The 24,676-nt window shown below is 65.1% G+C and carries 29 protein-coding genes; 5 read left to right on the top strand and 24 right to left on the bottom strand.

The genetic code is table 11. The annotated features are described in order from the left end of the window. Positions 1-18 precede the first annotated feature (18 nt). Both ACPJW8_RS10545 and ACPJW8_RS10550 read left to right on the top strand, forming a co-directional pair. Entirely contained in the window at positions 19-384 is a 366-nt protein-coding gene (locus ACPJW8_RS10545; RefSeq protein ID WP_330194216.1) for a hypothetical protein, read from the top strand. Between the two features lie 109 nt (positions 385-493). After that, the gene (locus ACPJW8_RS10550) at positions 494-865 is read left to right on the top strand and encodes an HU family DNA-binding protein (RefSeq protein WP_330194215.1); all 372 of its coding nucleotides are present in this window, start codon (positions 494-496) and stop codon (positions 863-865) included. A gap of 263 nt (positions 866-1,128) precedes the next feature. Here the strand turns inward: ACPJW8_RS10550 and ACPJW8_RS10555 are convergent, their stop codons facing one another. Beyond that, on the bottom strand, positions 1,129-1,494 hold the full coding sequence (locus ACPJW8_RS10555; RefSeq protein ID WP_330194214.1) for a hypothetical protein: 366 nt from the start codon (positions 1,492-1,494) through the stop codon (positions 1,129-1,131). 153 nt (positions 1,495-1,647) lie between these two features. On the opposite strand from ACPJW8_RS10555, the gene ACPJW8_RS10560 reads away from it, so the two are divergent. Both ACPJW8_RS10560 and ACPJW8_RS10565 read left to right on the top strand, forming a co-directional pair. Beyond that, the gene (locus ACPJW8_RS10560) at positions 1,648-2,658 is read left to right on the top strand and encodes an ATP-dependent DNA ligase (RefSeq protein WP_330194246.1); all 1,011 of its coding nucleotides are present in this window, start codon (positions 1,648-1,650) and stop codon (positions 2,656-2,658) included. Between the two features lie 70 nt (positions 2,659-2,728). After that, positions 2,729-3,262 (top strand): hypothetical protein, encoded by a 534-nt coding sequence (locus ACPJW8_RS10565; RefSeq protein WP_330194213.1) that lies wholly within the window; start codon positions 2,729-2,731, stop codon positions 3,260-3,262. Positions 3,263-3,326: 64 nt separating this feature from the next. Here the strand turns inward: ACPJW8_RS10565 and ACPJW8_RS10570 are convergent, their stop codons facing one another. The 16 genes from ACPJW8_RS10570 to ACPJW8_RS10645 all read right to left on the bottom strand — a co-directional run bounded on the left by ACPJW8_RS10570 (position 3,327) and on the right by ACPJW8_RS10645 (position 19,433). Next, complete coding sequence (locus ACPJW8_RS10570) at positions 3,327-3,584, bottom strand: hypothetical protein (protein ID WP_330194212.1); 258 nt, start codon at positions 3,582-3,584, stop codon at positions 3,327-3,329. Beyond that, positions 3,581-3,892: a hypothetical protein gene (locus tag ACPJW8_RS10575; protein ID WP_071416460.1), complete on the bottom strand. Its 312-nt coding sequence runs from the start codon at positions 3,890-3,892 to the stop codon at positions 3,581-3,583. The genes ACPJW8_RS10570 and ACPJW8_RS10575 overlap by 4 nt, the downstream gene beginning before the upstream one ends. Positions 3,893-3,976: 84 nt before the next feature. After that, positions 3,977-4,483: a hypothetical protein gene (locus tag ACPJW8_RS10580; RefSeq protein ID WP_330194211.1), complete on the bottom strand. Its 507-nt coding sequence runs from the start codon at positions 4,481-4,483 to the stop codon at positions 3,977-3,979. Beyond that, entirely contained in the window at positions 4,476-4,847 is a 372-nt protein-coding gene (locus ACPJW8_RS10585; RefSeq protein WP_056387433.1) for a hypothetical protein, read from the bottom strand. Before ACPJW8_RS10585 ends, ACPJW8_RS10580 begins: the two co-directional genes overlap by 8 nt. A 157-nt stretch (positions 4,848-5,004) precedes the next feature. Beyond that, the gene (locus tag ACPJW8_RS10590) at positions 5,005-5,499 is read right to left on the bottom strand and encodes a hypothetical protein (protein WP_142938889.1); all 495 of its coding nucleotides are present in this window, start codon (positions 5,497-5,499) and stop codon (positions 5,005-5,007) included. 28 nt (positions 5,500-5,527) lie between these two features. After that, a complete protein-coding gene (locus ACPJW8_RS10595) occupies positions 5,528-5,812 on the bottom strand; it encodes a hypothetical protein (protein ID WP_330194210.1) in 285 nt (94 codons plus the stop codon). A gap of 262 nt (positions 5,813-6,074) precedes the next feature. Further along, positions 6,075-6,776: a hypothetical protein gene (locus tag ACPJW8_RS10600; RefSeq protein WP_330194209.1), complete on the bottom strand. Its 702-nt coding sequence runs from the start codon at positions 6,774-6,776 to the stop codon at positions 6,075-6,077. A 36-nt stretch (positions 6,777-6,812) separates the two neighbouring features. Further along, complete coding sequence (locus tag ACPJW8_RS10605; protein WP_330194208.1) at positions 6,813-7,754, bottom strand: hypothetical protein; 942 nt, start codon at positions 7,752-7,754, stop codon at positions 6,813-6,815. Between the two features lie 62 nt (positions 7,755-7,816). Further along, positions 7,817-8,437, bottom strand: coding sequence for a hypothetical protein (locus ACPJW8_RS10610; protein ID WP_330194207.1), 621 nt, complete (start codon positions 8,435-8,437; stop codon positions 7,817-7,819). 107 nt (positions 8,438-8,544) lie between these two features. Continuing rightward, positions 8,545-11,334, bottom strand: a complete 2,790-nt coding sequence (locus ACPJW8_RS10615; RefSeq protein WP_330194206.1) for an AAA family ATPase — start codon at positions 11,332-11,334, stop codon at positions 8,545-8,547. 328 nt (positions 11,335-11,662) lie between these two features. Then, complete coding sequence (locus ACPJW8_RS10620) at positions 11,663-11,866, bottom strand: hypothetical protein (protein ID WP_330194205.1); 204 nt, start codon at positions 11,864-11,866, stop codon at positions 11,663-11,665. A 106-nt stretch (positions 11,867-11,972) separates the two neighbouring features. Beyond that, a complete protein-coding gene (locus tag ACPJW8_RS10625; RefSeq protein ID WP_330194204.1) occupies positions 11,973-13,907 on the bottom strand; it encodes an AAA family ATPase in 1,935 nt (644 codons plus the stop codon). Positions 13,908-14,055: 148 nt separating this feature from the next. Continuing rightward, positions 14,056-15,747 (bottom strand): hypothetical protein, encoded by a 1,692-nt coding sequence (locus ACPJW8_RS10630; protein WP_330194203.1) that lies wholly within the window; start codon positions 15,745-15,747, stop codon positions 14,056-14,058. A gap of 103 nt (positions 15,748-15,850) precedes the next feature. Continuing rightward, positions 15,851-17,182, bottom strand: a complete 1,332-nt coding sequence (locus ACPJW8_RS10635; protein ID WP_330194202.1) for a MoxR family ATPase — start codon at positions 17,180-17,182, stop codon at positions 15,851-15,853. 131 nt (positions 17,183-17,313) lie between these two features. After that, entirely contained in the window at positions 17,314-18,393 is a 1,080-nt protein-coding gene (locus ACPJW8_RS10640) for a hypothetical protein (RefSeq protein WP_330194201.1), read from the bottom strand. An 89-nt stretch (positions 18,394-18,482) separates the two neighbouring features. Further along, on the bottom strand, positions 18,483-19,433 hold the full coding sequence (locus tag ACPJW8_RS10645) for a hypothetical protein (RefSeq protein WP_330194200.1): 951 nt from the start codon (positions 19,431-19,433) through the stop codon (positions 18,483-18,485). A gap of 171 nt (positions 19,434-19,604) precedes the next feature. On the opposite strand from ACPJW8_RS10645, the gene ACPJW8_RS10650 reads away from it, so the two are divergent. Next, complete coding sequence (locus tag ACPJW8_RS10650; RefSeq protein WP_202979322.1) at positions 19,605-20,162, top strand: LysM peptidoglycan-binding domain-containing protein; 558 nt, start codon at positions 19,605-19,607, stop codon at positions 20,160-20,162. A gap of 70 nt (positions 20,163-20,232) precedes the next feature. On the opposite strand, the gene ACPJW8_RS10655 is transcribed toward ACPJW8_RS10650, so the two are convergent. The 7 genes from ACPJW8_RS10655 to ACPJW8_RS10685 form a co-directional block, all read right to left on the bottom strand. Next, positions 20,233-20,574 (bottom strand): hypothetical protein, encoded by a 342-nt coding sequence (locus ACPJW8_RS10655; protein WP_142938877.1) that lies wholly within the window; start codon positions 20,572-20,574, stop codon positions 20,233-20,235. Then, the gene (locus tag ACPJW8_RS10660) at positions 20,567-20,863 is read right to left on the bottom strand and encodes a hypothetical protein (RefSeq protein WP_330194196.1); all 297 of its coding nucleotides are present in this window, start codon (positions 20,861-20,863) and stop codon (positions 20,567-20,569) included. The genes ACPJW8_RS10655 and ACPJW8_RS10660 overlap by 8 nt, the downstream gene beginning before the upstream one ends. Positions 20,864-21,079: 216 nt before the next feature. Beyond that, on the bottom strand, positions 21,080-21,598 hold the full coding sequence (locus ACPJW8_RS10665; protein ID WP_330194195.1) for a hypothetical protein: 519 nt from the start codon (positions 21,596-21,598) through the stop codon (positions 21,080-21,082). 178 nt (positions 21,599-21,776) lie between these two features. After that, positions 21,777-22,184, bottom strand: a complete 408-nt coding sequence (locus ACPJW8_RS10670) for a hypothetical protein (RefSeq protein ID WP_142938874.1) — start codon at positions 22,182-22,184, stop codon at positions 21,777-21,779. Positions 22,185-22,324: 140 nt separating this feature from the next. After that, positions 22,325-22,963 carry a hypothetical protein gene (locus ACPJW8_RS10675; protein WP_330194193.1) on the bottom strand — a complete coding sequence of 213 codons (639 nt, stop codon included), beginning with the start codon at positions 22,961-22,963 and terminating at the stop codon, positions 22,325-22,327. Further along, on the bottom strand, positions 22,960-24,081 hold the full coding sequence (locus ACPJW8_RS10680) for a hypothetical protein (RefSeq protein WP_133830748.1): 1,122 nt from the start codon (positions 24,079-24,081) through the stop codon (positions 22,960-22,962). Before ACPJW8_RS10680 ends, ACPJW8_RS10675 begins: the two co-directional genes overlap by 4 nt. Continuing rightward, a complete protein-coding gene (locus ACPJW8_RS10685; RefSeq protein ID WP_142938872.1) occupies positions 24,081-24,638 on the bottom strand; it encodes a hypothetical protein in 558 nt (185 codons plus the stop codon). The genes ACPJW8_RS10680 and ACPJW8_RS10685 overlap by 1 nt, the downstream gene beginning before the upstream one ends. Between the last annotated feature and the right edge of the window lie 38 nt (positions 24,639-24,676).

The raw sequence follows: 24,676 nt of genomic DNA on the forward strand, positions 1-24,676 counted from the left end.
CGAGAAGGAGACAGGACCATGAGCGACGACCAGCAGGTAGAGCAGCAGGAGCGGTACGGTTCCCGCCTCGCCCAGATGTTCGGGTACGTTACGCCCGAGGACCGCGGTCGCTGGGAGCAGCAGCGTGCGCAGAACAAGAAGAACGTCAACGCGACCAAGCAGGGTGCGAAGTCCTCGGTGGGTTCGATGATGGAGTTCGGCGATAAGAACATCAACGCCAAGCTCAACGCAGCCCACCGGATCGCCGACCAGCAGCGGTTCGACGAGTCCCACGACAAGATCGTCAGCACGCGGCGTGATCCGAAGACCCGGTCGATTATTGAGTCAGTTGACTACGAGTACAAGGACGACCGCCAGTCCATTGATCCTGATTTCGAGCTTTAGTTGAATGGATACCGACAGGTCTGTGGATCGCTTTTCCACAGACCTGTCGGATAAACTGGTTTTCAAGCAGGAAGCGGACGACAAGGGACGATAGGACAAAGGTGTGGGCATGAAGACGACGGTTCATCCGCGGATCAGCAAGCGCGGGTTCATCTCGAAGGTTGCCGGGCGCAGCGGACAGCCGATACGGGTGGTCAGTGAGGTGTACGAGTCGCTCATCGCGGAGCTTACCGACGCCGTGCGCCGTGGAGACACTGTCGTGCTCACCGGTTTTGGCCGCTTCGCCCGGCAGACGCACAAAGGTCACAAGGTCCGGTTCGGCAAGAAGGACGTGGATGATTACTCGGTGCTGAAGTTTTCCGCGTCACGCAGCATCAATCGACGGCTCGACCCGGACGCTGACCTGGGTGGCCCGGAGACCTTGAGGCTGATCGACGAGTTTGACGAGGCTGAGGAGGGCCTTGCCCGGGCGGCGGGATAGACGAGGGAAAGCGGCAGACATAAAAAAGAAGAACCCCGGTGATGCGGAAGCATCACCGGGGTTCTTCTGTGCGTAAGGGGCTGCAGGTGCCTGGACCGGTCCCTGTGCACGACGCATCGGAAATAGTGTTGCTTGGCAGCTTTGTGCTCGGGCTGGTGGCGATTCTTTGGTATGTCGGTTGGTTCTGGCTAAAGATCGGCATTGCCAAAACACAAACCACGCCAAAAGGTCCTCGAAAGCCCCGCCCAGGTAAAGGCCAGTAGTCACGCAATTCTGATGGCCGCCGTTCGCCAGCGTTTTGCCGTGGCATTGCGAGCCTCGGTGGCAATGCTCCAGGCGGCCGATTCCGCAGTTCCGTTGGCCGGATGCACGAGAACTCCGCGTGGGCCTGTGAGGCTTTCACCTGTACGGGTGGTGGCGTGCACGCAGTACCTGCGTTGGTTGTGCACGGTGTAAGTGACTTCCAACTCCAGTTCGACATCCCAGATGTGCTCCTGGTCCCGCAGCGCCTTCCTTGTGGCCGCCAGGAACATCAGGGCCCTTGCATCTTCAATCTGCTGCGCGGTGGGTTCCTTGTAGCGCCGGCCACCGGTAGACGTGGCGGTGTTGAGAACAGCTTGGGTGGACATGACGGCCCCTTTTCGAGTGTGGTTGGTTTCTCTTGGTCACGGAAGGACCCGGTCACAGCTTTGCTGTGACTCTTCCCGGGGCTGTGTGTTGTGTTCCACCGAGGAGGGAATCTTGTTTCGACGTGGCTTCGTTGGGCATACGCTGTGCCCACCATGTTCGAAGGTTTGCCGGCCGCTCTGCATCCTCCTGTTGCCCTTGCATTGGCCAAGGCCGTGGAGTCGATTCCACGTGGTGACGCACTGTCTGGCCGCTCAGTTTTTGAGATGAAGTTCGACGGTTTCCGTGCAGTGTGCCTGGTCGGTTCGGATGGGGCGTGGCTCTACAGCAGGCAGGGTAAGGATTTGAGCCGGTACTTTCCGGACGTGTTGGCTTCCGCGCGTGAGCAGATTCCGCCAGGCTGCGTTGTCGACGGCGAAGTGGTGGTGTGGTCCGGCGGCCGCCTGGATTTCGAAGCGTTGCAGCTGCGCCTGGTGAGCTCGAAGGCGGCACTTGCGGAGCTCGTGGTGAAAAGCCCTGCCTCGCTGATCGCCTTCGACGTCCTGGCAGTGGCCGGGCAGGATACCCGTGGGCTTCAATTCCGGGACCGCCGGGCTCTGCTCGAGGAACTGGCGCGCGGGTGGATTCCGCCACTGAATCTGTCACCGGTGACCAGCGACCGTGCCCTGGCGGCCACGTGGTTCAGTGACATGACCGCCACGGGTGTGGAAGGAATTGTGATCAAGGGTGAAGGGCAAACGTACGAGCCCCGCCGGATCTGGCTGAAGGTCAAGAGTAGAAGCACCTTTGACGTGGTTCTTGGGGCAGTCATAGGTCCCATGGCGCAGCCGCGGGCAGCGGTGGTGGGTTTGCCTGTCAACGGACGGCTGCGCATTGTCGGCCGCTCCACGTCCTTGACGGCTCGTGCCGGAAAGGACCTGGCCACATATCTTCGTCCTCCCCGGGGAAGGCATCCGTGGCCGGAGGAAATCAGCGAACGGGTACTGGACCGCTTCACCAAGGAGAGCGGCACAACTCGCCTGTCTTTGGTGGATCCATTGGTTGTGGAGGTCTCGGCGGACGTTGCCTGGTCGGGTCAGGCATTCCGGCATTCGGTTCGTCTTGTTCGGGTACGACCGGAGCTGAACCCCGCAGAAATTCGCTTCCCGAATCGGTTACACCAGTGATGACACCTTTTCGACGAGAACCACTGGAGATGAGGATCGATGTTGGCGGGCCGTATGTGACCATACATGGATGGAATTAGTGAACGTCATACCGTCCCTGATTACCGGCTTGATCACTGGCCTGATCGCCTTGGGAGGTGTGGTGTACACCCAGCGTCAAGCAGCCGCCCGGGAAGCAGAGAAGTGGGCTCGGGATCAGTCGCAATCAGCCGCAGAGCATGAGCGCCAACGCAGGTTATGGGCAAAAGACCACAGATACAAAGCTCACTTGAGTTTCATCGCTGAGCACCGGCGGCTTCAGCATTGGATGGCCATTTACACACGGGTGGGTATCCCTGGAACAGAGACCCCTCAACCTGACTGGACTAAAGACCTTTTTACGAAGCTCCTGGACGTCGAACTGTTCGCTAGCGCTGAGGCAGCGGTAGCAGCCCGCCGTCTTGCGGGCGCTACAACGAAGCTCCGAGAAGGCACTGTTGGCGCGATGATGGAAGCCGATGAGGCATTTTTCGCATATAGGAAGCTTGTTCAACGCGATCTTGATCTCGATGAAACAGAACTTCCAAGCTGGCGGGATGAGATTCAGATGCCAACTCAGGAGTAGGGCGCTTAGGGAGTTATTGTCTTCGAGCTGCGCACCCCGCGGGCTTCGTCAGCTCCACGCACCGTCAATTGTCGGCGAGGGCGAAGATCACGACGATGATGACGATTGGTACGAGCAGCACCCCCGCGCCGGCGGCGAGGTGCTCCCAGCTGAATGGCGAGTTGAGGAAGGCGATGAAGCCATCCCACAGGCTACGGACGGAGCCCACGGCCCAGGCGAAGAAGCCGGTAGCCCAGCCGATGACGGCGGTGACCGAGACTCCGCTGAGCGCGCACAGCCCCACGATCGTTCTGGTGTTCCTGAGCATGGCCAGTCCCCTCATTTCCGGTCCTCGAACAGCAGGTAGTAGAGCCCGATGTGCGGGATGACGAGCACGGCGAAGGCCAGCCAGGCCCGCTTCGGGTCCTCGATCACCCATGTGATCCCGTCTTTGACGGGTTCGGCGTACGCGAGCACCGGCGCAAGAACATCGGTGCGGAAGACCACATGGAAGATGCCGTAGGCCATTCCCAGGGCGATCGCCAGGGCAAGGCTCCGGCGGATTGTCAGCTGCGCCCGCGGGCTCATCCCCCGGCGTGGTTCCGCGACTGCCGGATCCCAAGTCTGGTGGTCCGTGTCGTAGTCGTGCATCACTTCATCCCGTCTCCATCGAATCATCATTCATGTCCATTCTATGAGAAAGGCTGAATGACGAACAGAAACGATGCCCAATGGTCAGTCGAACTCGAGGTCTGCACCGACTGGTGCGGGTGTGTCGAGCCCCCTGCCCGCCTGCGGGGCATGGTTCTTCGCCGCGGATGCGCGGCGCTGGACGGCGAGCTGGTCGAGGGTGACCCCGACGGGCCGCCCGAGGCGCTGGCCGGCTGTCCGGTAGACCTCACTGTCGCGGCGTGCGCCGATGGCGACGATCTCGCGCCGGGTGATGCCGCCGGGCGGCTCGGGCCTGACGTCGCGTGAGACGATGCGCAGCGGCGGCTTCTCATGGGGGTCCGCACCGACGTAGGTTGTGTCGCAGTCGGAGAGGTCGGCAAAGCGGGAGTCGTAGTCCAGCGGCTTAGTCGGGTGACGGCGGCCGTTGAGCCGGTGGAGCATGACGATGGTGGCCTCAAGGAGCGCCTCGTCCCGGCTGTGCGGATTCTTCAGGGCGCGCTGGTTGAGCCGTTCGATGTCCTGGCGGGCCCCGGGGCTGAGATGGACCTTGATCCGCAGCCCCTCAGTCATCGTCGAGCACCTTGCGGATCATTGACCGGGCCGGCTCGCCCAGCTCATCGCCGAGCTCATCGAGGGTCAGGCCGGGCTCCTCGGAGGCGTCGGAGGCACGGATGCGGCGGGAGAGCTCGGCCTGGAAGGCAGTCTCGTCGGCGTGGACCCGCCGGAGCAGGTCGACAAAGTCCGCGAACGGGATTACGGCGGCCTCGGGGACGTTCCCGTCACCGAAGATCAGGGGCTCGGCATCCCCGGCGCGGAAGCGCTCGAGCAGGGTGCCCAGGTCGGCGGCGGTAATCTTCTGGGTCGGGGCGACGTTCACGGAGAACTTCGGCAGGGAGCCCTCGCGCGGGGCCTGGGGGGTCTTGTCGTCAGTCATGGTTCCAGTCTATTCGTGGTCGAATGGGATGCCAGTGCCTCATATCCCACCATTCCTGATGGACACTGAGTCGCTGGGGAATGGCGTAGCGGGGCAGTTGAAGAGAAGCAGGCCCGCGCCCTGCGGCCCACTGCGGGTCGAGGGCGCGGGCCATGCATCAGAACTCGCCCGAGCCGGGCTGGACGTCGAACACCGGCACGCCGAGGGCCTGCCAGGCGCGGATAACCCTGGGCCGGTCATCCAGCGCGAGCAGGACGTCCCACCGCCCGCGGATAAAGGTCTCGTAGATCTCGGGCTTGACGATGTCGTCCGGCCGGCGGTCGCCCTGTCCGCGCATGAACAGAGGGCAGCTGGCAGCCCACTCCCCCACATGTTCGATGAGCCAGGCGTAGGTCGCGCGGCCGACGTCCCAGCCGTTGTCGTCCAGGACCGGCCTGCCGGAGCAGAACACGATTTTAAGTCCGGCAGCGTGCAGGGCGCGCACGGTTTCGATCACCGGCGGGTTGGGCAGGTCCCAGGGGACGAGCCGGTACTCGTGGTGTCCCCTGATGAAGCGTCCGTCGGGAAGGGTGTGCGTGGCGACCGTCCCGTCGATGTCGACGATCACGGCCGGCGAGAGGACCGCGGCCGTGGCAGTGCTGATTTCTGTCATGGTGGGTCCCTCCTTCCGGGCGGTGAGGCTATTCAGTAGACGGACGCTCGGCCTCGACGTCGAGCAGGACGATCGTCCCGAAAAGTCCTGCAGCATGCTGTGACCCGTGCGGGACTGCCAGCAGGTCGGGACCATCGGGCATGACGCCGGACTCTCCGCATGTGGGACACGTCCATGTCCAAGTGACAGGCGCGTGCACGACGCGCCTGTCGATGATCACCCAGTCGAAGCGGTCAACCCAGTCCTCGCGGCCGAGAGGCTGGCAGAGATCGGCGTCGAAGAGGGCATCGGGCACTGGCGTCCGGCTGCTCATCGCACTCCTTCTTCGGCCGGTGCTGGACCGGGCTTGGCCACCCAGTACTCCCCGAGGGGCTGGATGGTCCCCTCTTCATGACCATGGCAGGTCAGTTCGAGAGAGCCGGCCCATTCGTGGGGACCCTGGGTGATCGTGGTGCCAGCCGGCACCTGCAGCCGAGCGTGGTCGTGGCCGTGGTAGTCGCGGCAGGCCGACTCGTCGTCGTTCGCGAGCTTGAGGGCGCAGCACGCGCAGAGGATGAAAACACCGCTGGCCAAGGTCAGTCCCCGCCTTCCTGGTTGTCGTACTGGCTGACATAGCCGATGAGAAAGTTGTCGTCGACCGGATCGAAGCCGTGCCGCTCCGTGAACTCCGTGTGGTACTCGGCAGGGTCCCGGTCTCCCGGGTGCGGCCGGACGGAGCCGATCGCGTTGGCGATCCACTCCAGTTCGTCGGCACCGGACCACTCCGGCTTGGTGCCGAGGCCGAGGGCAATGGCGTCGACGATGTCGGTGTCGGTCACAGGTCCGGGGTTGCCGTTGGTCCGGGACAGCGTCCTGCGGCAGTCGGGGATGAATCCCATGGCAAGCAGGACGGTCACCGGCAGGTGGTGGGCGTGCCAGATCGCGTCGGCGGCGTCGGTGGGGGAATCGCCCGAGGAGAGTCCGCCGGAGAGGTACAGCCGGTAGCCGGCGACCTCGATGGTGTCCGTCTCGCTGGAGTTCAGCGCCTCTTCGAGCTCGTCGATGACCCTGCGGCCGACGCGTTTGATGACCTCCGGGCTCGGCTCGCCCTCGGCGTCCAGGTGCATGTCGGCGTCGAAGTCCTCGACCAGCTCCTCGAGCTGGGACTCGGGGTCGTCGAACCGGAACGATTCAGGGTCCGCGGTCTCCTCGACCATCAGGCGGCCGCGTTCGAAGTCGATCGGCTTGGTGCGGTCGGCCGGGACGGCGATGGCCGCGGTGAGCATATCGGCGCTCATGGGTTCTCCTTGGGTCGGGATGTGGGTGGGGTCGGCTCAGGCGGCGGATTGCTGTGTCTTCGCGGCGGCGTGCTCGCGGTAGAGGCGCACAGCCAGGTCGACGCAGTAGCAGGTGAACAGGAAGTGGATGTCCCAGTCGCGCAGGTCCCACTCCCAGGTGTCGGAGCCGACGGTGTCCTCGTGCTCAGCCAGCCATTTGTGGGCCTCCGACTCGCTGTCGGCGTGCCAGCGGGCGTCTTCGATGATTTCCATGCGCCGCTCGGCAGGGGAATGTCGTGGGACCTCGATGTCGGCGAGCTCCATCCAGTTTTGTTCCTCTGTGAGCCGGTCGAACTTCTCGTCGGGGATGCCGTCGGTGTTCCAGAGGGCAGCGCGCGCGGCAGCGGCCGCGTTCCGGCGCTCGTGGTTCAGCACGGTGCCGGTGGCCGCGAGGTGCTCCTGGGCGTTCCAGTGGGCCTCGAAGAGCGCCAACTGTGCGTCCCCGTCAAGGCCGCGCAGTTCGTGCAGGCGCGCCAGCAGCGCCAACTGCTGATGGTGGACCTCCTGGGCCTCGGTGCCGAGTCCCTCGCTTTCTTCGAGGTGCTCCCGCACCAGCTGGATGAAGGGATCCGGGTCGTACTGCTTTACTTCGCGGGAGCGGCCGCCGCAGAGCTTCTCGGCCCAGTAGCGGAAGTCGATGCTTGGCGCACCGTCGGAGTAGTAGCCCTCGCTCTTGCCGGCCGACGCGAAGAACCCGATCATGTCTGGTTCTCGGGTGAACATGTAGCCGTCGGCGATGTCGCCGCTGGTGGCCAGGTGGCCGGGCCAGGTGGTGACGTCCCAGGACCACATGCGGGTCCCTGGGGCCTGGATCCTGAAGTGGCGGTAGAGATCCTCGTCGTGCAGAACGACGAGGACGTGCTCCCGGGTCTGGGCGAGAAAGTCGGCGTACGCATGGGCGTACGGGTTCTCGGGCTTGACGGTGTTAGGTGCGGACATGGCGGGTCCCTTCCGGGTCTGCTGGTCAGGGTTGTGGTCGGGGCCGTCCGCTCGGGCGGCGCTCAGAGGATCGGCAGTGGCCGGCCGGAGGGCTTGTAGTGGCCGTCGGCCTCGTCGAGCACGGCCTCGGTGAGGAGCACGGTGGCGGGCATGAGGAACGCACCCACGAGCGCGGCGAGGCGCTGCTCGTCGGCCAGCACCCGCTCGGGGATGCTGCCGCGGGAGCTGAAGAACATGTCGGCACGCTCGATGAGGTTGGCCCGGCGGGCCTCTCTGGAGGTGAAGTGCTCGGCGACGGTCTGTCCGGGGCCGTACTCGGTGATCACCGAATAGAGCGCGGCGGGAACCTCGGTCTTCTTGCGGGTTGTGCTCACGTAGACCTGGACGCCCCATCGGCGGCAGAGCTTGGCGATGGCGTTAACCACGCTGTCCGGGGCGCTCTCCCACTGCCCGGAGCTGGACTGGTACAGCTCGTGCACTTCGTTCGCGGCGGAGGCGTCGATTGCGCCCAGGACGACGTCCGAGGCGGTCAGCAGCTGCGCGCACATGCGCAGCCGGAATGCTGGCGAGGGGTAGTGGTCGTGGAAGACGATCCGGTCGTCGTGGCAGATGACCAGGTCGTAGGCACTGTCGGGGCCCGGCACGAGCTCCCCTGAGCCGGCCTGGATTCCAGTGGCGGTCATGGCGTGCTCCTTCGAAGCTGCATTGGCTGTGTTTATGGGATGGGAAGCAGGAGGCGCGGGCGCTCCGACCTCTCGTGGAGGTGGAGCGCCCGCGCCGGTGCCGTCGGTCAGACGGCTTCTGCGACCTGCTGCTGGTCGCCGGCGGTACCGGCGTCCTCGTCGTCGACCAGAAGGGTCGGGTCGATGCCCGCAGCGCGCTGCGCGTTCTTCTCGTCACGCTCGGTGAGGGCGTTGACGATCTGTTCGTAGCTGCTCTGGATCGGCGGGTTCTTCGCCGTGCCGTAGGAGAGCACGTACTGGCTCTTCATGGCGCGCGTGAACGCGACGTAGAACATCCGCTTGGTGTCCTGGGTCATCTTCGCGTCCTCCTTGTAGAGGACGACGACGTTGTCGAACTCGAGGCCCTTGGCACCGTGGATCGTCGAGACGACGAGATCGGCCTTGGACTCGAGGTTCTTCCGCTTGCGCTCCTGGTTCTTCTGCTTGTTCACGTTCAGCTTCTGCTGGTTGCGCGTGATCTCGAAGGACAGGAGGTTGTCGCGGAGCCGGTCGAAGAACACGTTCGCAGGCAGACTGCCCTGGTTGCACAGGGCCACCCAGCCGTTGATCGCCGCGCTGTTCTCGACCCACCACTCGGAGATGGTGCGCAGGATTGCCTTCTCGACGTTGACGTTTCCGGCATTCTTCGTCAGCTTGCCCATGTTGTCCTTGATCCCCTGGGAGACCACGAACGAGGCGTTGGCCGGCTGCACCTGCAGGACGTCGTTCCAGAAGAACTTGATGTACTTCGAGAAGATGTCCGTGGCGTAGACGCGGTCGCTGACGAGCGAGGCCACGTGCTTATTCGGGTAGGCCTTCTCGAGCACTTCCTGGATCAGCGCCACCTCACGGCGGGCGTAGGCCAGGAAGGCCACCTGCTCGCCGCGGTCCAGGCAGGCCTGAACGTACTCCGGGATCACCGTGTTGCGCACGAGCGGCTGCAGGTCGTTGGCGATGAAGCCGGTCAGGCGGGCCACCTCGTGGTAGTTGAGGGTGACCTTCTCCTGGAAGGAGTCGGCCGTGGGCACCGCCAGCGAGTTGGCCTGCAGCTGGATGTTGGCGAACTGGTTGGTCTCCAGACCGCCAAGCACGACGTTCGCGAAGTCGAGAATCTCCTGGTTGCTCCGGTAATTCGTCGTGAGCCGGAAGGTTGCGAAGACCCCCGAGCCCTCCAGCGTGTTGAGCGCCCTCGGGTTGGCCGAGCGGAACTCGTACAGCGTCTGGCTGGCGTCGCCGACGATGAACAGCGACTGGGCGTGCTTGGTGATGTACTTCAGCACGTAGATGAACTCGAAGACCGAGTTGTCCTGGACCTCGTCGATGATCAGGTACTTGCTCTGCACGTGGGCAGGCTCGGACATGTCATCGATCTTCTGGTAGCAGATGATGATCTGCAGCTCCAGCGAGGTCTGCTCGATGCGGTCGAGCAGCGCGATCACCTCGTCGAAGTGGTTCTCGACGAAGGTGTTCAGGGTCGTGAACGCGCCGGTCTTGTTCTGGTCGACCTCCAGCAGGCGGTGTCGGAACGTCGCCGCGAACTGGCTGTTCGGGTAGAAGATGTCGATCGAGTTGATGATCGTGTCGATGGCCGAGACCTTGTGGGTCGGGTGGTTCATCGAATAGATGTCGATGATCATCTTGGCGATCGTCATCGAGCCGACGTTGGGGTTCTTCTCCGTGATGTTGTCGGCGGCGGCGTTGGTGAACGACAGGACGGTGATGTCGCTGGCGGGCACCCCGCAGGTCTCGAGGTACTTGATGCGCTCGAGGATCACGGTCGACTTGCCTGTGCCCGCGCCGGCCTGCGTCATCACGAGCGGCTCGTGCGTGCTGAGCGCGTCGAGCTGCTGCTTGGACAGGTGCGGCGGGAAGACCGGGGCCGTGGCCGGCTGGGGCGGCGTGATGAGCTGGCCCTTCATGCGCTCCAGGTGGTCGAGGGTGTGGTTCATCAGCAGGCTGAGGTTCTGCTTGGACAGCTTCGCCGCGATCGGCGCGGAGAACGTGGTGTCCAGCTGCTGGTGGATCCGGCGGTAGGCCTCCAGCGGGACGTTGTAGTTCTCCAGGTAGCGCAGCTGCACCGCGAGCATGTTCAGCTGCTCCTCGGTGGGGCTGGCCGGCATGTCCTGCACGTACTGGCAGACGGTGTCCGAGATGGCCTCGGAGTCCCAGATCTGGGCCAGGCGCGTGATGCGCTCGTAGATCGGGTACTCGTCCATCCAGTCGCCGAGCTTGTCGAGGTTGGTGGCACTCAACCCTGCGGCCGAGAGCACATCCTCGATGACGTCGCGGGCATTCTCTGCGGGGCTGGTGTCCCACTGCAGGAACACCGCCGCGTCGTGGTTGCCGTAGCCGATGGAGCGGGACACCGATATGGCGCGCTCGGGCTCGGCCAATCCCTGCTTGAGGAAGTAGAGCTCCAGGCGGTACTGGATCACCAGGTCACGGCGGATCTTGTCGCCGGACTTGTCCTCGTACACGGTCAGGGCCTGGGGGGTCATGTCGAAGTGCACGTCCCAGGAGTTGGTCGGCGTGGCGATGTCGAGCTCGAAGCGGTCATCGACATGCGGTACCGGCAGCGTGAACGACCCGCCCGAGAGCAGGGAGCGGCGGGTGATCGGGGCCAGCGGCACCAGCGCGGTGGTGATGTCGTGGTGGGTCGAGCTCTGCTTGACCTCGATGTCGCGGTCAACCGCGTAGGCGGTGTTGGTCGCAGTGTTGATCGGCCGCAGGCTCTCATTGAGCAGGCCGGTCTTCTTGCCGGACCCGGTCAGGCGCGAGGAGAAGAACTTCGGGTCGACGGTCTTCTGGGCAGCGACGGCGGCTGCGGAAAGGTCGATGTCGTCAAGCAGAATAGGCATGGTGTCGTCTTTCTTCGAACGAATCAGTAGGCGGGTCGAGAGGGTTTATCGAATGGAAGCCGCATAGACCATTCTCACAGGAGACGAATGGTCAGTCGAATGCTCGTAGACGAGCGCTTGGGTCACGGGCGCGGGCATGAGAGCGGGAGGGCTCGCCTCTGGCGACGAGCCCTCCCGCGCTCCTCTCAACCCACCCGTCAGGGGCCGTGAGGCCCCTGAATCCGGGCGCGGCGGCGTCAGCCGCGCGGACCCGGACACCGCGCGCTACCCAGGCGCGCGGTCGTTCATCGCAGGCTCACCTCTTGGGTAGGCCCGGCGGGAAGCACCTTCAGTCGGCGTTCCAGGGATTGGCCTTGGTGACGGACCCCGAGGGGTCCACCTCGACAAGGCCGAGCATGAGCACGAGATCACGGCAGTCGGCCGCGTCCTCGGAGTGGGCGGAGACCAGCAGCCGTGCGTCGTCGCAGATCTGCTCGCTCCTGTCTTCGGGCTGTGCTGCACGGATAGTGTTGTGGGTGGTCGTGATGGTCATGGCGGTGACGTCCTTACTTCCTGTGGTGGAACGCGATGCGCGTACGCACGAGCACCCCCACCCCGGTATCCGGGACAGGGGTGCTCGAACGCAGTGTCGTGCCGGATCAGTCGATGGACAGTGCTTCCGGCTCGTCGGAGACGGCGGCCGCAGGTGGTGCGGACGGGACTGGCGCTGCCTGGGCGGCGAGCAGCCGGTCCTCGATCCACACGCGCACAGCCTTGCCGGCCGGACGCGCACCTTGGGAATCGACGTAGGTCTCCTCGGCGACGGCACGCAGCTCGTCGTCGGGGATCGACGCGGGCAGTGTCTGGCCCAGGCGGGGCCTGGCGTCCAGGATCCGTTCGCGCTGGCGGCTGTACTCCGCCGCGAGGATCTCCCGGTAGGCCTGCTCGTCGACCGGGTTGAAACCCACGACGAGTGAGAACCGCCCGAGCAGCTCTGCGTCGAAGAACTGAGCCAGCTCCTTGGTCAGGGACCGGTGGGAGACCGCCGGCGGGGCCGAGCCGAAGCCGACCGGCTTGCGGTTCAGGGCTTCCCGCGCGGCGTTGGTCGTGCAGATCACCAGCGCCTTGGAGAAGTCCAGCACCTTGCCGTGGGCGTTGCGGATGTAGCCCTCGTCGAAGGCCGAGAGGAACAGCCGCTGCACGGCTTTGTCCGCTTTCTCGAACTCGTCGAGCAGGATCACCCGGTGGGGGTTGGACTCGAGCGTGTCGAATGGCAGCTCGCGGTTGGAGTCCGAGCCCACGTAGCCGGGAGGTGCCCCGACGATCTTCGCGGTGTCCGAGGGAGTGTGGAACTCCGTCATGTTCAGGATGATCGGCTCGGTGCCGGTCATCTGCTCCGCAATGATCTTCGCGGTCTCGGTCTTGCCCACGCCCGAGGCTCCGGCGAGCATCCAGGTTGTCGGGGTCGACGTCGGGAACAGGTCCAGCTCCTCGCGGGCCAGGCGGTCCACGAGTTTCTCGAGCACGTCGGCCTGTCCGCGCAGGCGGCCCAGCAGGGTCGCCCGGAGGGTTGCGACGTCGAACTCCGGGCGCTGGGCGTTTCCGGTCATCAGACGCTTGGCCACGTCCAGGACGCGCTTGGTAGTCAGCGGCACCTGCGGGATCGACCGCAAGGTGTTCACGAGTGCCGTGTCTCCGGCTGCCTCGGCCTGGACGATGAGCTTCTTCTGCTCCAGCACACGGTCGGCCATCGCCCGGTCCAGCAGCGTGATGGCGCTGTCGGGGCGGTGCTGCCCGGCACGGGAATTCTCCTCCGCGATCCGGACCGTCTCCGCCAGGACATCGTCGGAAACCGCGATCTGATGGCGGTAGTGCGCCACCAGGCCCGGCCGGACGCTGCCGAGCACCGTGAGGGTTTGCTCGACGGTCAGTTCGTCGACGATGAGCGGGGTGAAGCGCCGCGCGAAGGCAGGGTCGTCGTCGAAGGCCCGGGACTCGGTGGAGGTGGTGGCACCGATGACGCGCATGTCGCCGCGGGCCAGGGCAGGCTTGAGCACCTGCGAGACCTTTCGCAGCACTGAGTCGGTGTGGGAGGTGGATCCACCGGTGATCTGGTGGATCTCGTCCATGAACAGGATGACCTTGTTCTTGGGGTCTGAGGCGAAGTCGATGACGGTCTGGACCTTCTCCTCCAGCTGCCCGACGATGCCGGAGCCGGCGACGAGGTTGGTGATGGGCAGCTCGTAGACGGTGAAGCCCTTGAGCTGGTCCGGGATGAGGGTGTCGCCCAGGGCGATCCGGCGGGCGATGTCCTCGACGATCCGGGTCTTACCAACGCCGGCGGAGCCCTTCAGGAGCACGTTCGGCTTGTTCCGGCTGATCAGGACGGAGAGGACCTGCTCGATGAGCGCGTCGCGGAACATCGTCGGGTCAGCGTTCTTGAACTTCTCGTTGTAGTCGACGAGGAGCTCCTTGACGGCGTCGTCGGACTGGCCGCCCTGGCTGGGGATGCCGCCCATGGGCGGGAAGCTCGGAGGCGTGCCGCCGCTGTTTGTGTCGTCGTCGGAGCCCGACGTGAAGTTGTTGAGGCCCATCGCGGGTCCCTCCTTCGGTGGGGTTCGCCGGGCGGCGCGCTGGGTGGGCGCGCCGGGATGCCTGGCAGGGTTACGGGTAGGTCTGAGGGAGGAGGAGACGCCGGCCGGTTCGGCCGGTCGGCGTCTCCTCCATGGCTGGAGGGCAGGGTCAGAGGACCATGCCCAGCAGCTTCTGCCGGATGCTCGGGTCGATGTGCTGCATGCCGTTCGCGTACGCCTCGGCGGAGCGGACCATGTACTTCCAGTCCATGGCCGAGCACGGGGCGTAGTAGAGGTTCGCCGGGTGCTCCTCGCGCCTGGACGGCGGAGGCCACTCGAAGTCGGTGATCATCAGCGACAGCTGGCGCTTGCGCTTTGGCGAGGCGTTGATGTAGTCCCAGATCTGCTTGAACTCCGTGCCGCCGGTGACCTTGGGCACTTTCCGGAACTCATTCCAGATCTGCCGCGTCGACTTGTTCTCTACTTTCAGCAACGTTTCCTGGGAGAGCATGTGGCTGAACGAGTTGAAATACAGGTTGACGTTGAGCTTCTTGGCGATCTTGATCAGCATCAGCACCGCCTCCTGGTAGTTCTCCTCGGAGATCGATCCGGAGGTGTCGATGTAGATGTGCAGGTCTGGCATGTACTGCACCGAGGTGATCCGGCCGGGCTTGTTGAAGTCGTCCGGGTTGCGTCGGTTGGCCTTGAGGAAGGTCGTCTTCGTGGTCCGGTAGATGTTTTGCGACTTGTTGACCTTGCCCATGCGCTTGAGCACCCGGGTGATGTCCTTGAACAGGTCCAGCCTCGTGGGCGGGGCCTTGCGGAACTTTACCTGGGCCGAACGCGAGCCGGGCTGGCCCGGCTGCTGCCGTGCGCCCATGGCAGCGGCCCTGGCAGCTGCCCGCGGGAGCGAGGTCAGCTTGGACAGCGCGGCGTTGGAGACGACTTTCACGGGCGAGGCGAGGGACTGGTTGATGAGGTTCCACTCCCCCGTTACCTTCGCGGCGGTGGCGCGGGCGTGGGCCTCGACGTTGACCAGGACCAGCGACCGCGGGCAGAACAGCTCCCCGACGGTAAACGGCATGATGCCGGTGTCGAGGGCAGCCGCGCCTGTTGAGGCGGCCTTGCGCCGCTGGTCGACGTAGGTCATCAGCATGCGAATGACCAGCCGGGCGAAGGAGAACTCGTCGTTGCCGTCGGAGTCGTCCTTGCGCAGAAGCAGCGACTCGGTCAGCCCCTTGAGCGAGAGGTTCGCGAAGTCGTTCAGCAGCCGGAGGGTGTCTGCGGGCATGGCGTTCGCGCCGGCCATCGCCTGCACCTGCTGGTTCAGCCAGATCTTGAAGCCGTCGAAGGCGGCAGAGGACTGGAACCAGAAGCCGAGGGTGTTCGGGTGGTAGGTGTAGGCGACGGAGGCGAAGAAGGCGCTTTCGTCGGCCGAGCCGGCGAGCAGGCCCTTGGCCGCGGGGATGACATCGTTCTGGGCTGAGTACAGGACCCGGGCTGACGGCGCGGGCCACTTGTTTTGCTGCCCGGCCTGGACGGCGAACAGCTCACCCACCGGCAGGGGCGTGCCCTGGTCATAGCTGACCAGGGTCTGTCCGAGCAGCTCCTTGGCGTTCTTTTCAGCGGCCGGGTCCATCGTTTCGCCGAGGCAGCGCATGACGATGTCCAGGACGTCGCCGGTGATGTCGTGGCCCGAGCCGTCGACGATGCTGGTCGGAGCGCTGGGGTTCAGCGGCTCCAGCAGCGGGTCGACCAGGACCTTCTGGATGGCCGGCATGGGGTCGTAGTCGCCCGTGCACGAGATCGTGTGCAGGGCGTCGAGCACCGCCGGCTTCTGGTTCGTGACGGTGATCGTCATCGTGGTCTCCTATTGCAGTCTGAGGCGACGGGTGTCGTGGGGTGGCGGGGAACGCTCCGGAACGGAGCCGGTGGCATCCCCCGCCGCCCGGTGCCGGGTCGGCTCAGAGGAAGGCCGACAGGGACGGCTTGACCGCGGCCACGATCGGCGAGTCGACCTCGAGGAACGCCTCCAGGTTCTGCCGGTCGAACTGCCCGGTGGTCACCAGCTCGAACAGGGTACGGGTGTGCTCCGGTTCGATCTGGACGGCCGCCTGGGCCAGCTGCTCGATGAGGCGGGAGTTGTCCTCCTTCTCCTTCATCGCGTAGAGCAGCGAGCCGGAGACCTCGTTTTGGGTCAGGCCCGAGATCTGCGCGGCGAGGTCGGTGACCGTGCCCGCGGACTTGAGGGTTGCGTAGCAATTCGGCTTGGGCACGTTGACGCGGTTGTGTGCCGGGCCGCCCGAGTTCGAGGCAAGGTCTTCGGCGATGACCGCCACGAGCTGGGTGGTGAACATGGTGTCGCCGGTGAATGCCTCGATGGCCTCGTTGAGCAGTGAGGTTTCGCGGCTGCCAATGTGGACCGGGGTCGCGAGGTGGCTCGCCAGTTCCTGGCGGTCGACCTTGTTCAGCCACCGTGAGAGGTGGTCGATGGTGCGCGGCGTGGTGAGCTGGTTCATCTCCTCGCCGCCGTCGAAGAGCTCGGCCATGGTGACGTTGCCGTCGTCATCGTCGTCGTCGCGGCCGTCGGCCACGATGGCGTTCGGCGTCGACTTCTGGAAGATGAGTCCGGGGTGCTGGGTGAGGACCTTCTTCACCCAGGGGTTCAGCGCGTCGCCGAGGACGGACATCAGGGTCGCTGCGTCGGGCTCGACGTGGAAGATCGCGAAGCGCGAGAGCGAGGCCTCATCGAGGGTCGTGACGTTGCCCTTGTCGTTGCCCGCCACGACGAGGCGGACGTTCTCCGGCAGTTCGATGTGGCCCATGCGTCGCAGGGTCACCAGGGTGAGCGCGCCAGAGGTCACGTCGGAGGTCGTGCGGTTGATCTCATCGAGGAAGAGGATCGGCCACTCGCGCGGATTCTCCAGCGCGTAGTCGATGCACTCCTGGATGACCTGGTGCGGGTAGAAAACCTGCTTGTAGGACTGTGTCCCGTCGCTCTTTTCGTAGGGCACCAGGCGCGCGCCGGTGAGGTCGGCCTTGTCGGCGAGCTGGTTGCAGGGCAGAACGAAGGCCTTGGTACCCATCGAGTAGGCGAGGGCCTCGACGAAGGAGGACTTGCCGATGCCGGGCTCGCCCATGAGTGCGGGCGTGGCCCCGACCTCGAGGGACTGCTGGATCAGGGTCGTCAGGGTGTCGTTGAACTTCATGGGAATGTCTTTCTGGTCGTGGGTGAGCTGTGAGCAGGTGAGACGGGGAGACGGACCCACGGCAGGGCTGAGAGCCGTACAGGACATGTCGGAAGCAGGGCCACAAGGCCCGGCGACGGGGCGGTCGGGCTCAGAAGCCCACCGCCTCTCCATCCCCGATCGGGCTCCGCCCGATCCAGTCTTTGTTCCACCGCCAAACCGATGGGCAACCCGGGAGGTCACCCCGCTTCGGCGGTGGCCTCCCGTGCCGCTACGAGAGCCGCAGCACGGTCCAGCAGGAAGGGCCTGCCGTTACGCATCTGGGCGTGCTTGGGCCGCGGTTCGATGACCGCAAGTGAGGTCTTGTACAGCAGCCAGGCCTCGTCACCGGAAGAGAACTGCGCGCCGAAGGACCGGTAGGTGCGCAACGGCAGCTGCATGCCGGTGTAGAGCACGCCGAGCACCGAGAACTCCCAGCGGGAGCGGTCGTTGTCGAAGTCCTCGGGTGTCTTCAGCCGGTCGCGGGAGCCGGCCAGTGTCTGCTCGACGATGGCCTCGGCGTACGGGATGTCGGGCATTTCGCCGTCGGTGCCGACAGCGGTCGAGGGGATGCTGATGCTCGGCTTGGCTTTCGCTGCCAGCTCCGCGTACAGATCCTCTACCGAGGAGAACCGGCCCGAGGACGGCCGTGCTGCAACGTGTTCGACGATGCGCTGCGGCACCGGATTGCGGGTGAAGGTGCACCAGTGGTCCAGGAGGATCTCGTACCAGCCGTGTTCCTCGCGCAGGACGCGCTTGTCAGCGGCAATCGGGAAATCGTGGAGGTTGGCGGGTAGCGGGGCGACCAGGTGGAAGCCCCGGCCCGACATCGACAGCTCCGAGTACAGGATTCCGGGCAGGCGCAGAATCTCGGCGGCCACGTCTGCCGGGCAGCCGGGTTCCACGTCGATTACCACCAGGCCGTCCGAGGGTGCCTGCAGGTAGAACGCCGCGTTCGCCGCGTTCGGCAGTGTGTCGGCGAGTTGGTCGAGGGTGAGCAGGCAGGTCGCGTCCAGGGCGAACGCTCCGCGCAGGGGGCCTGCATGGCGGCAGCCCGCATTGCAGCCGTCGAGCAGGTGCCGGACGTCAATAGGTGCCTTGCGGCCGGTGTCTTCGTCGTCGAGCTCGCCGAGCCTTCCTGAGATGGTCCAGCGGCAGGCGGTCGCCAGGGCGCGGATCGCGGGGTTGTCGTAGAAGCTGGGGAAGATCGCGCGGGGATCGACGGCGGTCACATCAATGCCTTCTTGTCGGGAGCGGATGAAAACAGAGCCGCGTTGCACCGCGGCTCTGAAAGACGAGACCCCCGTACGGCGTGGATGCCTGCACGGGGGTCTCGTCTGGGGGTTCGGTCGGTCGGATCGGCCTTGGATCAGCCCTGGTAGGTGATTCCGGCCTGCTGGGCATCGCCGGAACCGCCCCACGGGCCCTGGCCGGCGGGAGCACCCACGGCCGAGCCCGCATTCTTCAACTCGGCGTTCTCACGCTCGAGGCGGGCGAGCTTCTGCTCGGGCGTCTCCTGCTGCGGCTGCACCGCGGGGACCGGGGCGGGAACCGGAGCCGCGGGAGCTTCCGGAAGCACCGCGACCGGTGCGGTGGCGACCTGCGTGTGCACCTGGGCCGGAGTCGGTGCCGCGACTGGAGCCGCGACGGCGGGCTGCGGGGCCGGGAAGGACAAGCCGTCCTCGACCTCGGTGGCGACCGGCTCCTCGCCGTTGCCGACGGCGGAATCCGTGCCCGGCTGGGCCTGGACCGCGCGGGGCGGGGTGTTGAAGACGATGCCGCGGGCCGCGAGCTCGCCACTGGCGACGCCGCCGGCGTTGTAGTAGCGCGGGGTCTCGTGCACGATCACCTGGTCGAGGGACAGGCCGCGGTTGGCGAAGTTCTTCGGCTTGTAGACGCGCAGCACGAGCGTCACGTCCAGTCCCTGTGCCAGCTCCTGGCCGGAGGTGTCCTGGTCGTAGGTGCCATCGCCCTTCTCGGACGGGATCGCGATGATCGGCAGGTTCGTGCCCTTGGAGTCGATCGAGTAGTTCGCGCCCGAGGCTGGGTTCTTCTTCGAGGTGTAGCGGCGCTCGGAGACGAACTGCTCCTCGACCGTGGGGTTCGCCGGGTCGGCGAACTGCACCTCGGCCTCGGTGATCGTCGCCGTGGTGTGCGGCTTGCCCACGGGGCTCATGCCGTTCTGGACCTTGCGCTGGTCGCTGGCGGCGAGGGCGGCACCCTCGATGAGGCTCGTCAGCCGGGCGAAGGCGAGCTTGCCGCGGATGAAGACGCTGGTGCCTTCGGTGAGCTGGTTGGCGGAGATGGCGTAGTTGGCCATGGTGGCGGGTTCCTTCTGTTGAGTGATTCGATGGTTCGTGGCGGCCTGTCGGACTGATCTATAACTCGTCTATTCCTTCTCCTATTCTATCAAGATGCACTGGACTACGAGTAGAATGTGCATGAGGACTCGAATGGTCGGAAATGGCGAGCAGGATAGAGAGGGACAGGGATGACGGATACGATGCACAGGCCCGAGGAGAAGGTCGCTGATGCGGCTCCACCGGCCCGGGTGGCGGTGCAGCGGAGGGACCGGCTGGGGCCTCTCGGGTATGGCGGTGGACCGGTACTGGCGGCTGGGCTGATGGCCGGCGGGGCGCTGTTGTTCGCAGGCTGGGGCGCGACGCAGCTCCTCACTGCTGACCGGAGCCCGGCGAGCAATGCGGCGGCAGCTTCCCAGCACGAGGAGGGCACCGTGACGGTGACCCTGCCGGACCGGGACCGCAACGGGGTCCCGGACGCCTTCGAGGACAAGGCCGGCGACGGGGGGTCCACGGACGGTCAGGGTTCGGGCACCTCGGCGTCGGGCAAGGGTGACGAGGACAAGCCGGCACAGCTCCCCGAGCCGAAGCCTCAGCCGCGGGTTTACGTGATCCAGTGGGGTGACACCCTCACGGAGATCTCGGCGGAGACCGGAGTGCCGATCGGGACCCTGGTCGAGGAGAACCGGATCCAGGATCCGAATCTCATCTATGCCGGCGCTTCTCTGCTCATTCCGCCCACGGCGTGAGAGCAGGCCTGGGGCCCGGACAACGCTGACCTTCAGCGCTGTTCGGGCCTCTTGCTGTGTCCGGAAACGGTCAGACGGCGGGTCCTGCAAGCATCTGCTGCAGCGACCGCAGCCGCAGCAGCTCTTCCTGCATGCGGGTGACGTCGTCTGGCTCGTAGTCCTGGGGATAGTCGAGCTTGTACTCGCCGAGCAGCTCGATCTTCGCCTCGACGAGTCCGTTCAGATCAAAGCCGTCGACAATTGCCTGGGCAAACTGGAGAAGGCCTTTTTCGTAGGGCACGTCCGCACCCAATGCCCAGCAGAGTGCCTCGAAGCAGCTTTCGTCGTCGTCTACGGTGATACCGTGGGCGCTGATGACGCTATTGGCGGCTTCTTCGGCGGCATCCTTGATGGCGGCGCTTGCATCAGTCATCGCCTTCGCTCTCTTCTTCCTGCCGGACGTTGCGGGCAGGCGTCTGGATGTCGAGCCAGATCTGCATGGCCTCAAGGACTGTGGAGGCTTTATCCTGCTCATCGAGCTTGATAAGGGTCGTCCACCCAAGTTGTGTGAGCGTTTCGACGGTGTATTCGCCGTGGTTGAGCTCGAGAACCCGGTACAGTCCTGATCCAGGGACTTCGTAAATGGTCTGACCGGCTCGATGGGTTTCACGCAGCCGCTCGTACTTGACTGGCAGCTGGGCTGCGGGGAGAGGGACGGTCATGGGCTACTCCTGTAGGTCGAGGCTCTCAAGAACAGACGATTCGGTAACGGTGGCCGCGCCGCGCACCGCGCGGCTGCGACCACCACGGAACGACCCCCGGGACCGGCGTGAGCCGGTCCACGGTCTTTCCACCGGTTCCCCCGGGACGCAAAAGACCCCGCCTCGGCCGAAGCCGGGCGGGGTCGATCGAACGCCAGAAGAAGTGTTGCGTCGCTCTCAGGCGGCGTCGGTGTCGGCCTCACCGGGATCCTCGGCAGCGTCGTGCTTGTCAAACAGGAAACCCCGGGCCTGGCCGCTGGCCATCATGTCTCCGAGGTGCGCCAGGAGCACCGCGCGCTGCGTGGTCCGGCGGTCCTCCAGCGGGTCGTAGTCGCGCAGGGCATCCAGGTTGACCACCCAGCCGTTCTCGCGTTCGACGGCTTCCTCAAGTTCGGAGCCAGCGGCGACGGTCATACCGGTGAAGTCGTGGTCGAACTCGGGTGTGACGTCGAGCCGCTGTGTCGGGTCGTCGATGTAAAGCGTGTCGCCGAACAGCAGCCCGCCGGAGCGGTCGAAGGCGGCGAGAAAGACGCGGTCGGCGCGGGAGGTGTTCTCGACATGCACGGCGGCCACGGCGTCGTTGGCGAGAAAGTCCGTCTGGCTCAGACGGGCATAGGTGCGTGAGCGGGCTTCGTAGCACCACATGATCGACCGGGCCTCGTCGAATCCGCGGAACTCGTCGGAGGGGGGCTGCATATCGACCATCTGATGCTCCTTCACGGGCGTGATCACCTTAGTCCGGCGGGACATCACGATGTACGGAATCGCCGGGCTGTGGTTCCCATCCTGCCACAGGAGTGGAAAAGATTCCACTCAAATACCAAACGCCGGCACGAGGAAGACGTCCGCAGGGTGGTGGGACCCCGCGGCGGGATCAGTCTTGAGCGGAATCAGGGCTCTTGGGAGGGTCGTCGAGCTGCTCGCTCTTGCGCGCCAGTTCCACAATGGCCCGGATGCTGGCCAGTGCGCCGTCGCTGAGCCCGTGCACACGCAGGGCGATGGTGCGCTCCTGCGGGGTCAGTTCCTGCTCGGTGGCGCTGTCTGGCTCGTTCTCCTCCAGGAAGTAGGACAGGGGGACGTCGAAGGCGTCGGCCAGGGCTCGGAGGTGCTGCAGGCGGGGATTGTGGGCCTCCCCCTTGCGCAGTTGCTGCAGGTAGCTGAGCGACATCGAGGAGATGCCGCGCTGCTCCATTCTCTGGACGATTTCCTGCAGGGTGACGGGGCGACCGTGTGGTCCCGCCGTCTCCGCGAACAAGCGTTCTAGTCGCTGGGCGATGGTCACGGAGCTGGATCCTCCTCGTGATTTCAGACATGAAGTCATCGAGGCGAACGGTGCACGCGACGACACCTTCATACTAGTGGAAGATCTTCCAATGCGGTGGCATCGGCACATTTCCGGTTGCGCCGGAGCAGCGGGCAGTCCTAGCCGGCCGTGGGCATGTACGCACTGGCTCCGAGCATCACGGCGGCCGCCAGGCCGGATCCGAGTGTGAGCTCGAGGCGTGTGTGGTGCTTTAGCTTCAGCCGGGCGAAGGCGACCACGGGCAGCAGGGTTGGGAGGGCGAGCAGCCACCAGGGCGAGAGCAGCATCGCCGCGAGGACGACGAGGGAGGTGAAGCAGAACGCGTGCATGGAGACTTTCGGTCCCAGGAGGGTCACTCCCCCGGCAAGGACGAGCCCGGCAACCATCGTCGGCAGGATCCACAGCAGCGTGGGCGGTGCGTCCAGCAGCACCGCCGTTGCCATGCCTCCAAGCACAGACGCCACGCAGACCAGGAAGACCCACCAGCGTTGATCGCGCCGGGTGACGTGTCGGTCGGTGAGCTGCTCGCGCCGCACCGCGACATGGATGGTTGCTGTCGGGATCACTGCGCAGAAAGAGCCGATCAGGATGCCCCTTCCGAGACCAACCCATGTATGCGGGTGGCCTGTGACGCCACAGAGGACGCAGATGAGGAATACGGACACAGCGGGCGCGAACACGTCACTGAGGATCCGGGCGACCCGGGTCGCAGGATCGCCGGCAGCGGGGATGCGGATTTTCGTTCCGTTCCCGGTCATCGCCCGTCCGTCCCATTCATGGCACTCATCGCCACTCGGATCTCGTAGAGGCTCTGCACAGAGGCGGCCAGGGTTTCGTCGTCTTTCAGCTTGAGCGTGCGGAGCCGGCTCAGGGCGAGTGTGAACCACCCGAGGCTGGGAACGGCGTTCTCGCCGCTGAGATGGCGCACCAGCCCCGCCGACAGGTGCGGATCCTCGGGGTGCTGCCTGTGCAGGGGTTCCAGTGCGGGGTCGTGGTCCTCGCGGATGAGTCTGAGCGCGTCGTGGGTTTCGATGGTGAGCCTTGAGAGCGTCATCAGCTGATCGAATCCCTGCCTGTCTTCGGGCGGAAGCTTTACGTCGGGATGAAGAGTGGTGGTCGTTCGCCACAGAGGTACGACGACCTCGTGCGCGAGGCGGAGCGCGAGCCTCACCTGCGTTTCTATGCTGATGCGGCGGATGACCCCTGTTGCGAGTCCCAGGAAGAAGAAGCTGACAACGGTGACGAGGAGTTGTGTCCTCAGTTCAGTTCCGCCGACGACCGGACTGCCAAAGAGGTCCAGGAGTGATGAGCCGATGAACAGGGCAGATCCGATGGCCCCCGTAAAGACGAATGCAACCGGAAGGCGGGCGGAGAAGGGTTGGTTCTTCTGCGTCATGGTCCGCCAACAGCCGACGGCAACTACGGCAGTTGCCGCGGCGAATGCAGAGAGGTACAGGAAGTTGTAGGAGATCAGCGCCCAGGCCTGGCCGCGGGCAAGGGCGGCGTCGATGTCGACCCGGTCGTAGATGGTGCCGTCGGCATGGACGGGGATGAACCAGACCAGCACGGCCTCGCCCAGGGCGATGATCCCGGCGAAGAGGTAGATGAACCGGGTTGCACGTCGTGAAAGCGGAGTCGCGCGGAACGTGAGGATGAGCAGCGCCACGGATACCTGGGCGGTCAGGATGGCAAGGCGCTTGAGGAGGTCGACGGCAGGTCCGTCTAAGGGCGGCTCCACGCCACGGCAGACCGTGGCCACGAAGAGGGCGGCACAGGTGACCCTGAGAAGGTTAACCCGGCGTCGGCGTCCTTGATACAGGGCAGAGACGATGATGATCAGGCCCATGGTGATACCGACAATGATGATCTCAGTCATCAGATCTCACCGTCCTCGTTTGATCCGGACAGGAAGGCGAGGACCTCGCTGCGTTCTTCCGATGCCCGCCGCTTCCGGTGCAGAGCATCCATCAGCCGCATGCCGGTGGTCTCGGCGCGCTTCTCCACCGGATCGTCGAACATGCTGCGCAGATGGGTGCAGTCGGTGTCGGCCCGGACGTCGCCGTGCAGGATATGGGCGAACTCGTGGAGGATTGTCTGCTCAATGTTGAGGGGCGGGAGCTCAGGGTCGTAGAAGACGTGGGCCACTCGTCCGATCACAGTGGTGAGGCCGCTGACCTCATGATGGCGCATCTCATCCGGGATGGGCCGTATCACGATCTCGAGGCCGCAAGCTGAGGCGATGGCTTTCCCGAGTGCTTCGAGGCTCAACTCGTTCGGCCAGTCGAAGAGGTCGAGCTGAGCGGGCTTCGGGGTGCAGCTGGTGGGACCGACCTTGGCAGCGCCTTTGCGCATCAGTCGGGCGAACAGGGGGTGACGGGGCTGGCCGTTCCGAGGCGTATTGGCGGTCGCAGCGGATGGAATGAAGGCAGGCATCAGCGTTCCTCAAAATAGCGAGAAGAGCGGACACCGCC

The organism is Pseudarthrobacter sp. J47, from assembly GCF_049810315.1.
Lineage (GTDB): Bacteria > Actinomycetota > Actinomycetes > Actinomycetales > Micrococcaceae > Arthrobacter.

Coding starts and splice junctions, on each gene's coding strand:
- ACPJW8_RS10545 (WP_330194216.1), top strand. CDS start 19: ATGAGCGACGACCAGCAGGTAGAGCAGCAGGAGCGGTACGGTTCCCGC.
- ACPJW8_RS10550 (WP_330194215.1), top strand. CDS start 494: ATGAAGACGACGGTTCATCCGCGGATCAGCAAGCGCGGGTTCATCTCG.
- ACPJW8_RS10555 (WP_330194214.1), bottom strand. CDS start 1,494: ATGTCCACCCAAGCTGTTCTCAACACCGCCACGTCTACCGGTGGCCGG.
- ACPJW8_RS10560 (WP_330194246.1), top strand. CDS start 1,648: ATGTTCGAAGGTTTGCCGGCCGCTCTGCATCCTCCTGTTGCCCTTGCA.
- ACPJW8_RS10565 (WP_330194213.1), top strand. CDS start 2,729: ATGGAATTAGTGAACGTCATACCGTCCCTGATTACCGGCTTGATCACT.
- ACPJW8_RS10570 (WP_330194212.1), bottom strand. CDS start 3,584: ATGAGGGGACTGGCCATGCTCAGGAACACCAGAACGATCGTGGGGCTG.
- ACPJW8_RS10575 (WP_071416460.1), bottom strand. CDS start 3,892: ATGCACGACTACGACACGGACCACCAGACTTGGGATCCGGCAGTCGCG.
- ACPJW8_RS10580 (WP_330194211.1), bottom strand. CDS start 4,483: ATGACTGAGGGGCTGCGGATCAAGGTCCATCTCAGCCCCGGGGCCCGC.
- ACPJW8_RS10585 (WP_056387433.1), bottom strand. CDS start 4,847: ATGACTGACGACAAGACCCCCCAGGCCCCGCGCGAGGGCTCCCTGCCG.
- ACPJW8_RS10590 (WP_142938889.1), bottom strand. CDS start 5,499: ATGACAGAAATCAGCACTGCCACGGCCGCGGTCCTCTCGCCGGCCGTG.
- ACPJW8_RS10595 (WP_330194210.1), bottom strand. CDS start 5,812: ATGAGCAGCCGGACGCCAGTGCCCGATGCCCTCTTCGACGCCGATCTC.
- ACPJW8_RS10600 (WP_330194209.1), bottom strand. CDS start 6,776: ATGAGCGCCGATATGCTCACCGCGGCCATCGCCGTCCCGGCCGACCGC.
- ACPJW8_RS10605 (WP_330194208.1), bottom strand. CDS start 7,754: ATGTCCGCACCTAACACCGTCAAGCCCGAGAACCCGTACGCCCATGCG.
- ACPJW8_RS10610 (WP_330194207.1), bottom strand. CDS start 8,437: ATGACCGCCACTGGAATCCAGGCCGGCTCAGGGGAGCTCGTGCCGGGC.
- ACPJW8_RS10615 (WP_330194206.1), bottom strand. CDS start 11,334: ATGCCTATTCTGCTTGACGACATCGACCTTTCCGCAGCCGCCGTCGCT.
- ACPJW8_RS10620 (WP_330194205.1), bottom strand. CDS start 11,866: ATGACCATCACGACCACCCACAACACTATCCGTGCAGCACAGCCCGAA.
- ACPJW8_RS10625 (WP_330194204.1), bottom strand. CDS start 13,907: ATGGGCCTCAACAACTTCACGTCGGGCTCCGACGACGACACAAACAGC.
- ACPJW8_RS10630 (WP_330194203.1), bottom strand. CDS start 15,747: ATGACGATCACCGTCACGAACCAGAAGCCGGCGGTGCTCGACGCCCTG.
- ACPJW8_RS10635 (WP_330194202.1), bottom strand. CDS start 17,182: ATGTCCTGTACGGCTCTCAGCCCTGCCGTGGGTCCGTCTCCCCGTCTC.
- ACPJW8_RS10645 (WP_330194200.1), bottom strand. CDS start 19,433: ATGGCCAACTACGCCATCTCCGCCAACCAGCTCACCGAAGGCACCAGC.
- ACPJW8_RS10650 (WP_202979322.1), top strand. CDS start 19,605: ATGACGGATACGATGCACAGGCCCGAGGAGAAGGTCGCTGATGCGGCT.
- ACPJW8_RS10655 (WP_142938877.1), bottom strand. CDS start 20,574: ATGACTGATGCAAGCGCCGCCATCAAGGATGCCGCCGAAGAAGCCGCC.
- ACPJW8_RS10660 (WP_330194196.1), bottom strand. CDS start 20,863: ATGACCGTCCCTCTCCCCGCAGCCCAGCTGCCAGTCAAGTACGAGCGG.
- ACPJW8_RS10665 (WP_330194195.1), bottom strand. CDS start 21,598: ATGCAGCCCCCCTCCGACGAGTTCCGCGGATTCGACGAGGCCCGGTCG.
- ACPJW8_RS10675 (WP_330194193.1), bottom strand. CDS start 22,963: ATGACCGGGAACGGAACGAAAATCCGCATCCCCGCTGCCGGCGATCCT.
- ACPJW8_RS10680 (WP_133830748.1), bottom strand. CDS start 24,081: ATGACTGAGATCATCATTGTCGGTATCACCATGGGCCTGATCATCATC.
- ACPJW8_RS10685 (WP_142938872.1), bottom strand. CDS start 24,638: ATGCCTGCCTTCATTCCATCCGCTGCGACCGCCAATACGCCTCGGAAC.